Origin of the sequence: Klebsiella sp. D-Nf1 (assembly GCF_002810515.1) — a bacterium.
Classification (GTDB): Bacteria; Pseudomonadota; Gammaproteobacteria; order Enterobacterales; family Enterobacteriaceae; genus Klebsiella; species Klebsiella variicola.
Genome location: NZ_PIOK01000001.1, coordinates 213650 through 225829, shown reverse-complemented (window position 1 = coordinate 225829; position 12180 = coordinate 213650). Strand labels below are relative to the sequence as shown.

At 57.9% G+C, this 12180-nt stretch carries 8 protein-coding genes; 1 reads left to right on the top strand and 7 read right to left on the bottom strand.

The features are described from left to right. The first annotated feature begins 62 nt into the window (after positions 1-62). Entirely contained in the window at positions 63-1253 is a 1191-nt protein-coding gene (locus CWM54_RS01025) for an amino acid aminotransferase (protein ID WP_061155169.1), read from the top strand. 76 nt (positions 1254-1329) lie between these two features. Here the strand turns inward: CWM54_RS01025 and CWM54_RS01020 are convergent, their stop codons facing one another. The 7 genes from CWM54_RS01020 to cmoM all read right to left on the bottom strand — a co-directional run bounded on the left by CWM54_RS01020 (position 1330) and on the right by cmoM (position 12092). Further along, positions 1330-1977: an MBL fold metallo-hydrolase gene (locus CWM54_RS01020; protein WP_061155170.1), complete on the bottom strand. Its 648-nt coding sequence runs from the start codon at positions 1975-1977 to the stop codon at positions 1330-1332. Between the two features lie 13 nt (positions 1978-1990). Continuing rightward, entirely contained in the window at positions 1991-2542 is a 552-nt protein-coding gene (locus tag CWM54_RS01015; RefSeq protein WP_061156391.1) for a YcbK family protein, read from the bottom strand. 303 nt (positions 2543-2845) lie between these two features. After that, positions 2846-4639 carry a L,D-transpeptidase gene (gene ldtD / locus CWM54_RS01005; RefSeq protein WP_100695674.1) on the bottom strand — a complete coding sequence of 598 codons (1794 nt, stop codon included), beginning with the start codon at positions 4637-4639 and terminating at the stop codon, positions 2846-2848. A 200-nt stretch (positions 4640-4839) separates the two neighbouring features. Continuing rightward, positions 4840-9288 (bottom strand): chromosome partition protein MukB, encoded by a 4449-nt coding sequence (gene mukB, locus CWM54_RS01000; protein ID WP_074386411.1) that lies wholly within the window; start codon positions 9286-9288, stop codon positions 4840-4842. Then, positions 9288-9992, bottom strand: coding sequence for a chromosome partition protein MukE (gene mukE / locus CWM54_RS00995; RefSeq protein WP_004150840.1), 705 nt, complete (start codon positions 9990-9992; stop codon positions 9288-9290). The genes mukB and mukE overlap by 1 nt, the downstream gene beginning before the upstream one ends. After that, entirely contained in the window at positions 9973-11295 is a 1323-nt protein-coding gene (mukF, locus tag CWM54_RS00990; protein WP_008805866.1) for a chromosome partition protein MukF, read from the bottom strand. The genes mukE and mukF overlap by 20 nt, the downstream gene beginning before the upstream one ends. Continuing rightward, the gene (cmoM, locus tag CWM54_RS00985) at positions 11292-12092 is read right to left on the bottom strand and encodes a tRNA uridine 5-oxyacetic acid(34) methyltransferase CmoM (protein WP_100695672.1); all 801 of its coding nucleotides are present in this window, start codon (positions 12090-12092) and stop codon (positions 11292-11294) included. Before cmoM ends, mukF begins: the two co-directional genes overlap by 4 nt. Positions 12093-12180: the final 88 nt, after the last annotated feature.

The window sequence follows — 12180 nt, the reverse complement described above, 5'->3', positions numbered from 1 at the left end:
TCGTTATTCTCCCGTTAACCTGATAGCGGATTTCCCTTCAGTAATCACAATGGAACCTCGTCATGTTTGAGAACATTACCGCCGCCCCAGCCGACCCGATTTTAGGTCTGGCCGATCTGTTTCGTGCCGATGACCGCCCTGAAAAAATTAACCTCGGAATTGGTGTTTACAAGGATGAAACCGGTAAAACACCCGTTCTGACCAGCGTCAAAAAAGCAGAGCAGTACCTGCTGGAAAATGAAACGACTAAAAACTATCTGGGCATCGATGGTATTCCTGAATTTGGTCGCTGCACCCAGGAGCTGCTGTTCGGTAAAGGCAATGCGATTATCGCTGATAAACGCGCCCGTACTGCGCAGACCCCAGGCGGTACTGGCGCTCTGCGTGTCGCGGCTGACTTCCTCGCCAAAAACACCGACGTAAAACGCGTTTGGGTGAGCAACCCAAGCTGGCCGAACCATAAAAGCGTGTTTAACTCTGCCGGCCTGGAAGTGCGCGAATATACCTACTACGATGCCGCTAACCATGCGCTGGACTTTGATGGTCTGCTGGCCAGCCTGAACGAAGCGCAGGCAGGCGACGTGGTGCTGTTCCACGGCTGCTGCCACAACCCGACCGGCATCGATCCGACGCTCGACCAGTGGCAGCAGCTGGCGCAGCTGTCTGTGGAAAAAGGCTGGCTCCCACTGTTTGATTTCGCCTACCAGGGCTTCGCCCGCGGTCTGGAAGAAGATGCTGAAGGGCTGCGCGCCTTTGCTGCGCTGCACAAAGAGCTGCTGGTCGCCAGCTCCTACTCGAAAAACTTTGGCCTGTACAACGAGCGCGTTGGCGCCTGTACGCTGGTCGCCGCCGATCAGGAGACCGTGGACCGCGCGTTCAGTCAGATGAAATCGGTGATCCGTGCCAACTACTCCAACCCGCCTGCGCATGGCGCCTCCGTGGTCGCCACCATTCTGAGCAACGATGCGCTGCGAGCGATTTGGGAACAGGAACTGACCGATATGCGCCAGCGCATCCAGCGTATGCGCCTGCTGTTCGTCAACACCCTGCAGGAGAAAGGCGCGAGCCGCGACTTCAGCTTTATCAGCAAGCAGAACGGCATGTTCTCGTTCAGCGGGCTGAGCAAAGAGCAGGTGCTGCGTCTGCGCGAAGAGTTCGCCATTTATGCGGTTGCATCCGGACGTATCAACGTGGCCGGGATGACGCCCGACAATATGGCGCCGCTGTGCGAAGCCATCGTCGCGGTACTGTAAGCGACAGAGTGCTCTAAGCGAGATAAAAGAAAAAGGCCGCGAATGCGGCCTTTTTTATGTGTTCGCGTCATGTCTGTCACCAGACCGGCATCTCATCCTGCAGGAACGGGTTGTTACGGCGTTCCTCACCCAGCGTCGACAGTGGACCATGGCCGGGAATAAAGGTCACGTCATCACCCAGCGGCAACAGCTTATCTTTAATGGCCGCAATCAGCTGTCCATGGTCGCCGCGTGGAAAATCGCTACGCCCCACCCCGCCTTTAAAAATCACGTCACCGGAAATGAGTAATCGGGACGCGTCATCAAAGAAGACCACGTGACCCGGCGTATGGCCCGGGCAGTGGAACACCTGCAGCGCCACATTCCCTACATTGACCACATCGCCTTCATTGAGCCAGCGATCCGGACGCAGCGGCTGGCAATCCTCCAGGCCGAACATCCGGCTTTGCGCCGGTAATCCTTCCAGCCAGAACTCATCTTCTTTTTCCGGACCAATAACCGGTACGCCATAATGCTGCGCCAGTTCCGCAGCGGCGCCGACGTGATCGAGATGGCCATGCGTCAGCAGGATCTGCATCAGCGTGACGCCTGCCTCCGCCACCACCGCTTTGATACGTTCAGCATCGCCGCCAGGATCGACCAGCGCTGCCAGCCGGGTTTGTTCGCACCAGATAAGAGAACAGTTCTGCGCGAACGCGGTAACCGGAATAATACGATAGTTCATGACGCTCCTTTCGTTACCAGTGCCTTACCGGACCGGTATCAATATGCACAAAGTTACTACGTGGGTAATATCCTACACCACCTGCGCGCATAGATAACGCCGCTTTGCGTATATTGCTTAACGAAATGCCTTCAATATGGAAATCCATTGCCTGTCCCTTGGTGTGATAGCTGTGTTTCGCTACACCACGGCTTCGTGCGCGAAGCTCATCATTGGTATCGAGGGAACGATAACCAGAAATAAGCTGAACAGGTTTGTTGGTGCCAAGCAATCCCTGCAACCGATAAAGATGATCGAACAGACTTGGGTCGATGGACTTAATTTTATTCGCGCGGTAATCACGGAAAAAATGATTAAGTCTTGCTAATTCATCCTGAATATAGCCTCTGCCATCGAAAAACTCCGCCTTGAGCGATTCACCGGTATGCAGGTTATTCAGCGTCAAAATACGCGGACGGGGGGTCGAGAGGGTGGCAAATGCCGGCGCAGGGAGAATGGCGGCAGCACCCAGCGCAGCACCACCCAACGCCAGCAATCTGCGGCGATTAGCGTCAAATTTGTCCATGATAATCAGGTCTACAGTCAATGAATCGTTATATACTTTTTCCGCATCGCACGAGGCTAACCGCCAGCTCGCCATCGCTCGCCACAACCGTGATGCAGCCCGGCAAAGGAGAGCGTTCGCGCTGGCCGCGCTACGCATTGAGCGGAATTATATGTATATGCACTTCTGGCGCACGAAAGGCACCTTACCGGGCATTATTGCCAACGTCAAGGCAGCCTCACCCCAGGAAAATCGGGCGCTGCAGAGGAGCAGCGCCCTTTTTTACCCAGTGCTAGGACAACAAAATCCATTGAACTACTTCATTTACCTGATTAATTGTTCAGCTTTCGTCAGAATTTGTGCACTGGATCGCGCGGTTAGATCGTAATTGTAAATATCTGTTCGATATTGTGTACGTCCATCAGCATCTACAAAAGCCGTTAAGTAATATAAATTCACCGGTATATTTTGCCGAATATTGACATAGCGCGTATCCCCTTGCTTCAGGGCATCGGAAATACGCGTGTCGTTCCAGCCCGCATCCTGCAGCAGCATATTGGCCAGCTCCGAGGCCTTATTGACGCGTACGCAGCCGGAGCTGAGCGCACGAACATCTTTCTGGAACAGATTATGGTTTGGCGTATCGTGCAGATAGATAGCATCCGAACTCGGCATATTAAACTTGTAGCGGCCCAGTGAGTTACGCGCCCCCGGCGCCTGCTGAAAACGGAACGGTAAATTATTCTCGGTGATGGTCGACCAGTCGACCCGGTAAGGATCAATCGACTCTTTACTGTTCCAGCCGCGCATCATGGTGTAGCCATGTTGTTCCAGATAGCCTGGGTTATTCCGCACCTTCGGCAGGATATCTTTGCGCGCCAGCGTCGGCGGCACATTCCACGGCGGATTGACCACCACGTTATTCAACGCGCTGCTCATCATCGGCGTTTTGCGGTCCGGACGCCCCACGATCACCCGCGAGGCCAGCACCTGGCTGCCATCCTGGTAATAGACCAGCGAGAAAGCGGGAATATTCACCATAATGCCGGTCGAGAGTTTGCCCGGCAGCAGGCGTAAACGCTGAATATTCAGGGCCAGCACCCCCGCACGCTGCGCGGAGGAGACGTTGAGCCAGTCACGGGTGGACTGGCCAATGACGCCATCCGCCCCCAGCCCCTGCATGGCCTGGAAGCGCTTCACGCCCTCCACCAGCTGGCGATCGTACACGCCGCGGGCCGCAGCCGATTTGCTCTTTTTCTTCGCCGACGGGCTGACCACATCGCCGGGCAGAACGATATCGGCCGTATTTTCCAGCATCCCGGTACGCTGGAGGATCTCACGCAGGGCACCGATATCATTGCTCCATTCACCGGGGCGCAGCGAGCCGCTGCCGGTTAGCTGCGGCCACGGGCGAGAATCAGCCACCAGCGCCAGCAGCGACTGGTGCATGGTCTCATACTGTGGATGATGCGGCGCCAGGCCGGCGATAAACGCCGGCAGGGAACCATTGTCCAGCGCCAGCTGCCACTGGTTAATTACCGACAACGGTGGGGTCGCCATTTTGTACGGTGTCGAACCGTACAACCAGCGAGTGCCCTGGGTGGGGATACCACTGATAAAATGCAGGTAGCCCATCATGGCATCCGACAACACCACATCGCGCGCCATGCCGCTGACAGCGGGATCGGTCAGCAGGCTGACCCAGGTGGTAAACTGCGGCTGAAAACCGGCGATGGCGATCTCCGCCAGCTGCTGCTGGAACGCCTGCACCGCCTCGCGGTTTTCCCACATCGGTTTCATATCCCTGGCGGCGTACAGCGATACCAGCGGATTGATAAAGACAGGTTTGTACCCTGCCGGCAACAGCGCTTCGATCTGGGCGCGACTGTTCGCCGCGGCCTCCATCGACAGCGGCTGCTCACCGGCTAGCTTCGCGACCGCCGGCGATTGCCCATCGCTTTGCGTCAGCGCGACGGAAAGCTCTCCAGGTGTAGCGGAGCTATCACCGGGTACGACTTCAGGCTCTGCGGCCTGGACATTGAACAGCGGAGCAAATGCCAGTGCCAGGCTCAGGCTGAGCGCTGACAATGGACGACCATACCGTTTCTTTAGCAACATCCCTTGCCCCCTGTTGTCACACATTGCCGCCCACAAATTAGTGGGCTTTTTCTCAGTATATAAAGACCAAAAGGCTTTTGCCTTACCTAATGTAAAGAAGCTTAAAGATTATACCACTCTGGCATACCGGGCTGGATAGCAAAAAGGGCAACTTAACGTTGCCCTTTTCACCGCTTACGCACCAGGATTTAGCCGCAGCCTCAGGAGGCGTCGGCCGTCCCCGGCAGGGCTTCCGGCACCGGCGCGGCAAAACCGCGCAACCCGACCACGTGCACATGTTCATGATTATTGAACACTTTACGCACCAGTTTATAGGTGGTGCCTTTTTCCGGACTGATGTTCTCTGGCGCCGCGATAATCAGCTGCATCTCCAGACGTTCGCACAGTTCGAACAGCGTGGCGATAGAGCGGGCATCGAGACGCGCCGCTTCATCGAGGAACAGCAGACGACATGGCGAGATGTCCTTGCCGCGCAGACGACGGGATTCATCTTCCCAGCTCTGCACCACCATTACCAGAATCGACATCCCGGTACCGATCGCTTCCCCGGTGGACAGCGCGCCGGACTCGGCGCGCAGCCAGCCGTCGGAGCCGCGGTTAACTTCCACTTCCATCTCCAGATAGTTGCGGTAGTCGAGCAGTTCTTCGCCGATGGTTTGCGGCGTGCGCTGCCCCATATCGATCTGCGGGTTGAGGCGCTGATACAGCTTGGCCAGCGCTTCCGAGAAGGTCAGGCGATTGCTGTTGAACAGATCCTGATGCTGCTCATGCTGTTCAGACAGCACATCGAGCAGCGTCGAGTGGGTCTCACGCACGTTAACGTTCAGACGCACGCTGTTAACCTGGCCGAACGAGACGCTCTGCAGCCCCTGGTTGAGCATCCGGATACGGTTCTGCTCACGCTGAATGGTTTTGCGAATAATGTTCGCCACGCTGCGGGAACTGATCGCCAGTTTCTGTTCGCGGTTGGTCAGCTCTTCGGTCAGACGACTGAGCTCGATCTCCATCTGCTCGATCGCTTCCACCGGGTCATCGGTACGAATAATATCCTGACGGATACGCTCACGCAGATGCTGATAGACGGCGACGAAGAACTGGATTTTGCGCTCCGGACGTTTCGGATCTTCCGAAATACGCAGCACGTCACGCAGGTGCTCGTTATCGGAAACCGCCAGACGCAGCGCACCCAGCGCCTTATCCGACATCGAACGCAGCTCATCGGCAGAGAGATAAGCCAGCTCACGGCGGTGCAGACGACGTTCCACGCCGTTGTCTTTCACCAGACGCATCACCGCACACCAGCCCGCCTTGGCGCTGACGACCTGCTCACGCATTTCGCAGTAATCGCGCTCCAGCTTGCGCAGCTTACGGGTCAGGTTGTCCATTTCCGCTTCGCAGAAGGTCAACGCTTTCTCCAGCTGATTGCGGCGGGAGCGGTTGTTGCTCAGCTGCATGTGCAGCTCGTCACGACGCGCACGCGCACGCTCTTCCGCCCCGGCGTCGGCGCGCACGCCGATATCCTGCAGCTCTTTATACAGATCGTTGAGCAGCTCTTTTTTGGTGTCATACGAGCTCTTCAGCGACGCCAGCACCTGGTTGTACTGGTTCAACTGGGCAACATGGCTTCGCATCGCTTCGCGCGCGCGGCTACGCTCGGACTCCGCGTGTTGCAGACGCTGGCGCAGCTTCTCGTTGAGATCGCTGTTGCCACTGAGCATCTCCGCCGAATCGGAGTAGCTGAAGTGGGCCCGGCGCTGCACGACTTCCGCCAGCGCGAAGGCCTGCTGACGCGCATCGCGCTGGGTTTGCTGCGCATAGGCGTAATCTTCTTTCAGCTGCTCAAACTGCTCCGGATCGCTCTGCAATACCGAGACGATCGGCTCCAGCTTCGCCAGCTGATTGCCATGCTGCTGAATAAAGCGCGCCGCCTCCTGCGCTTCGTCCAGACGTTCCTGGATCTCGTCCACGCGGTCGGCCAGCGTATCATCCGCCAGCAGGTTCAGGCGCGGCAGCAGGCGGTTGAGCGCAGAAACGCCCTCTTTCGCCTGCTCATACTGCACGCGGTTCTGTTGGTTATCGCTCTCATGGGCGTTCAGCGCGCGCTCCAGCTCGCCGCGGCGGCTGTTGAGTTTGCGGATCTCTTCTTCCGGATCGTCCTCGAAAGCCACCGCCAGATGGCTGCCAATGAAGCGGCTGAAAGCCTGGTGCAGACGCTGGGTTTTCTGCACGTCGAACGACAGGGTTGCGAAACGCTCGGAGAGGCTCTCACGCTCAGCATGCAGCGTTTCGATACGGTTTTCGCGCGCCGCGCGACCAAACAGCGGCAGCGTTGGGAAACGTGAATAACGCCACTGGCGGTCGGCAATCTTCACCACCACCGCTTTTTCCAGCTCGTCGACGCTGAACACGCTGTCGTCGAAGGACTGCGGATCGCCTTCGATCAGATACAGGTCTTCCGGACAATCTTCCAGCCCTTCGAGCTGCTCCGCCACCTGCGACAGATCCGGCACCACGATCGCATGGCGCGACGGGCCATACAGCGCGGAGAAGTACGGCGCATCTTCGAGGCTAACGTCGTCATAAATTTCCGACAACAGGACGCCGCCAAAGCGCTCCGCCAGCGCGTTCAGACGCGGGTCTTCAGAGCCGCCCGGCTGGCTGAGACGCTCGATCTCTTCGTCGATGGCCCGCTTGCGGGCGCCGACTTCGTCACGTTCAACGATAGCCTCACGCTCACGCTCCAGCAGCTGCTGCAGGTATTCGGTGACCTCCTGGCCGGACTCAAACTGTTCGCCGCTCTGCTCGCACAGCTGGTTGAGACTGTTCTGCGCCGCCAGCCAGATCGGCGCCCGACGCATCAGCGTCTGGGTGCGCGACTGCAATTGCTCCAGCTCCTGACGCAGGGTCATGCGCTGTTCCTGAGCGTTAGAGACGCTGTCGGCCAGCGACGCGATGCGCGCTTCCAGCTCCTGATGCAGCGTTTCCAGATCGTCGATATCGTAGCGTTTGCCCTGGCGTTTGCAGAACTCAGCCAGCTGACGCTCGGCGTCCTGCTGCTCGCGCAGACGCTGCTCCAGCTCGTTGAGACGGCTGCGCAGCCCCTGCGCCTGCTCGGCCTGATGGCGCTGGTTAACGCCGTCGCGCAGCAATTCGCGCGCCACGTCCCAGGCTTCATTACGCGCCAGCGGGCCGTTAATCGCCGCCACCAGCTGGTACGCCTGTTCGAACTGGCTGTGCGCGGTTTGCGCCACGCTCATTTTCTGTTCCAGCGACAGCATTTTCTCCGTCGCTTCCTGCTCTTTCGCCTGGAAGGTTTCCAGCCACTCGTCGGCGCTCTCTGGCGTCAGATCCGGCAGATGGCACAGCGCCTTCGCGCGCTCCAGCGCCTGCAGCGCCTGGTTATACTGAATGGCGCGGGTCTGCTGGACGTCGAGCGCCTGCTGATAGTCGGCGAGCTGGTTTTTCAGCTCATCCACTTCCAGCTCGGCGGCTTCGGCGCGGGCTTCGTTCTCTTCCTGCTGGTCGGCGGCTTCCGCCACCACTTCATTCTGCTCTTCCAGACGGATCTGCAGCTCGTCGAGATCCGCTTCGTAGCGCTCAATTTTTTCCTGCTGGCGCAGGGCGGTCTGCACCAGGTTCAGGTGATCGCTGGCGGCCTGGTAATCGGCTTCCAGATCGCCTTCCGCGCCGTTGTGCTCCTGCAGCTCGCGCGCCATCTCGACGTGCTTGTACTGCTCGGCCGCCAGTTGCGAACGCGAGGTAAAGAGATCGCGACGATACTCCAGCGCCTTATCCAGGTGAATGCGCCGCTCGTTGGCGTGACGCATATAGTCCGCCGCCACGTAGTTGGTGGCTTCGCTGATCAGGTGTTTAAACAGATCGCGGTCAGACTGGGTAACGCGAATGGCTTCCAGCGTCATGCGGTTTTCCCGCAGCGCCGCTTCCATATCCTGGAACGCTTTACGCACGCCACTGTTTTCCGGCAGCAGGTAATCGCGCAACGAGCGGGTAATGGTGCTGGAGATCCCCCCGTACAGCGAGGCCTCAATCAGGCGGTAGTATTTGCTACGATCGGAGGCGGAACGCAGACGACGCGCCACCACGCCCAGATCGAACATCAACGAGTGATATTCGGTGATCGAGTTGAACTGTTTAAACTGAACGCCTTCCATCGCCTCGAGTTTGTCTTTCAGCTCATTGAGGCTTACCACGCGCGCCTGACGATCGTTGAGCGTCTCGGTCAACAGCTGGGTCGGTTGGATCGAGGTGGGCAGCCCCTGGATGGCAAAAGGTTTGATGTCGACTTTACGGTCGCGCCCGGCGACCTGCTGCAGGCGCACACCGACTACCACGCGCTGGTGGCGAGAGTTGATCACGTCGAGTACCGAGTAACACACCCCGGCACGCAGTTTACCGTGCAGGCCTTTATCGCGCGAACCGCTGGTGGCGCCCGCTTCGGTGGTGTTACGGAAGTGCAACAGGGTTAAATCCGGGATCAGCGCCGTGACGAAAGCCGCCATGGTCGTGGACTTACCCGCGCCGTTCCCCCCGGAGAGGGTGGTCACCAGTTCATCAAGATCAAAGGTCCGGGCAAAGAAACCGTTCCAGTTAACCAGCGTTAGCGAGCGAAACTTACCGCGTTCAATCATTACTCTTCCTCCCCGCTATCCGGCTGGTTTTCTTCATTCTCATCATTGAGCTGCAGGTGATTTTCCAGGGCCATCGCTTCCCCGTCGCGGATCAGGCGGCGCTGCGCCTCGCGCGGGTCATCGCCGGCGCGCACATCGGCGCCAAAGCGGAATACCGATTCGGTAATGCGAAACTTGCTGCTGTCATGGCCCATAAACCACACCATCCCCAGGCGGCGCAGGCGGTTAAGCGACGCGCGCATTTTTTCCTGCAGCTTCTGGCGGTCCAGATCCGAACCGGTGGAACGGTTGTTCACCAGCTTCAGCAGCCTGGATTCATCCGCCAGGGTCAGCAGTTCGTCATAGAGTTCCTGCTGGGTGAAAATCCCTTCGTTTGCCAGGCGCTCCGGGCTGAGGTAGAGATAGCAAAGAATTTTGCCCACCATCATATCCAGCTCCGACAGCACCGAGCGCGAAATCAGCGTGGTGGAGCGCGGGCGCAGGTAGAAGAACCCTTCCGGCGCGCGGATCAACTCGACGTTATAGCGAGCGTAAAATTCTTCCAGGTAATCCTGGAAATCCATCAAAAATGCGTGATTATCCAGCTCGTCGAGACCGATATGACGGCCCGCGCGCAGGGCGCTGTCCAGCGCCGGAAATAACGGATTGGCCAACGCCTGCGCCAGCTTAACCGGCATCACTTGTTCAATATTTGTCAATGACATGCGCCTGTACCTTGGCTCCGTAATCATTAATCGGCTGCCATTTTGCCGGCAGTCCGGTGAAATCTGCCTGGGCGACGCCCAGCTGTACCGCCTGATCCACGACGATCCGCGCCACGTCGAAGTGACGCCCGCGCGGATACTGCGCCAGGAACTCCCGCGCCACCAGGCCGAGGTCCAGCGGTATTCCCTTCTCTTTATAGACCGCCAGTTGCGCTTCAATTAGCGCCGCCAGCTGCTCGCGAATTTCGTTAAACTCTTCAAATTCGAGATCCGCCGGCAGTTCGCCGGTGACCTCTTCATCGCGCAGCGCCATCTCTTCATCGCGCATATCCAGCAGACGGTCGGCGTTGGCGTAAGTCAGCGCCCACGGCTCATCAAAATAGGTCTGTACCGACTGGCGCAGACGCTGGGCGAAGACGCGGTTCTTATCCATATCGATAGCGGTACGGATAAACTTGTGCACGTGGCGGTCGTAGCCGATCCACAGGTCAATCGCCTGTTGACCCCAGCTGACGATGCGATCGAGCTTGCTTTGCAGGTCGAATACCAGCCGGTCGACAAAATGCAAATCGTCGCGCGCCATGGTCGAATCCTGGATGCGCAGCAGATTCGCCTGCAGTTTATCCCCCGCCGCATCCAGCGTATCCTGCAGTTCACGCAGCGTGCCAGAGGTTTCCGACAGCAGCAGTTCACAGCTGGAAATCGCCGCGCGCCAGTCTTTATTTAACAGCTGCGCGATATCGTCTTTCACCAGCTGCTGCTGCTCATCCATAATGCGCTGCGTCAGGTCAATGCTGTCGAAAATTTCTGCCACGGAATATTTCAGCGGAGCGAAAACATTGCGATGCCAGTGGAACTCATCTCCGCCCTCTTCTGCGGCATCCGCCGCGCGCTTCAGCTCGCCGGCGACGATCGACAGCTGCATCGAGAGACGCAGCGTCGAGAATTCACGCTGACGGATATAGTAATCGGTGATCCCGATCCCCAACGGCGTCAGGCGATAGATCGCATTGCCTTCGGTAATTTCGCTGGTAAAGCGGTTCAGCAGACGCTGGCGCACCAAATCGTTGATCGCATTATTGGCGCGCTGGCTGATGGTTTCGCTGGTCTGCTCAAACGCATCACTGACGTGGCGGAACGCATCCACCAGTTCTCCCTCGCTCATTTCCCCTTCCAGCCGTTCGCCGTTCAGCGTGGCGACCGCCAGCAGAAAAGAGAGTCTGTCGACCGGCAGCGAGATAGAAAAATCATTTTTCCTGGCCCAGGCAACCAGTTCGGGGACTGTCTGGGAAAATTCACTCATACTTTATCCTTGCATCTGCGGCTATGAGCCTGGCTCTTAAGCGCGGTGACATGAATATAACGGCCCAGGCTGAGATACGGCTCCTGACGACAGTAGCGCGTTTCCAGCTCCAGTAGTGCCGCATAGCTGTCATGCTGTTGGCGTTTTTCACGCAGATAATCATGAAACACCCGCACGCCGGTTTTGCTGACAATCTGCCAGCCAATCTCTTCCAGCCAGTGATAAACCTGCTGCGGCTCACGCGGATAATCCGGCGACAGCGTGCGTTTTTTCTTTTTTGGCATGCCCAATTGTACGTAATCGAAATTACCGGCCACCATATTGTGCATCAGCAGGCCGTTAGCATTGTAGAACATCAACGACAGCCCACCGCCAGGACGCAGCGTCGACCACAGCGTACGCAGCACCTCCTGGGGCTCCGCCACCCACTCCAGTACCGCATGAAACAGTACCAGATCAACCGGGCTTTCCAAATGCTGCGCAATATCCTGAGCCGCGCATTGTACAAAATGCATGTTGTCGATCACACCTTTATCGACGGCCGCCTGGCGGGCGCGCGCCACCATTTCAGCGGAGAGATCGCACAGCGTCACGTGATGGCCCAGTTGCGCCACTTTAATGGCCGTTTGCCCTTCGCCGCCGCCGGCATCCAGTACCCTCAGCGGTCCCGGCCCCAGATGCGCCAGCAGCGGTTCCAGATCCTGCCAGAGGATCGCCTGGCGCAGCTGACCTTTTGTGGTGCCGTAAATATTGCGCGAAAACTTTTCAGCAATGTCATCGAAATTGCGATCCTGCACGGGCGACTCCACAAGCCAACACAAAACCGCTATTTTGTCATACCCACGCCGAGAATGAAGCGATCTGTTATAAGATCCGAACATAACT

Excerpts from the sequence above, each read along its gene's own strand:
- mukF (WP_008805866.1), bottom strand. The coding sequence starts at position 11,295 with ATGAGTGAATTTTCCCAGACAGTCCCCGAACTGGTTGCCTGGGCCAGG.
- ldtD (WP_100695674.1), bottom strand. The coding sequence starts at position 4,639 with ATGTTGCTAAAGAAACGGTATGGTCGTCCATTGTCAGCGCTCAGCCTG.
- CWM54_RS01015 (WP_061156391.1), bottom strand. The coding sequence starts at position 2,542 with ATGGACAAATTTGACGCTAATCGCCGCAGATTGCTGGCGTTGGGTGGT.
- mukB (WP_074386411.1), bottom strand. The coding sequence starts at position 9,288 with ATGATTGAACGCGGTAAGTTTCGCTCGCTAACGCTGGTTAACTGGAAC.
- CWM54_RS01020 (WP_061155170.1), bottom strand. The coding sequence starts at position 1,977 with ATGAACTATCGTATTATTCCGGTTACCGCGTTCGCGCAGAACTGTTCT.
- CWM54_RS01025 (WP_061155169.1), top strand. The coding sequence starts at position 63 with ATGTTTGAGAACATTACCGCCGCCCCAGCCGACCCGATTTTAGGTCTG.
- mukE (WP_004150840.1), bottom strand. The coding sequence starts at position 9,992 with ATGTCATTGACAAATATTGAACAAGTGATGCCGGTTAAGCTGGCGCAG.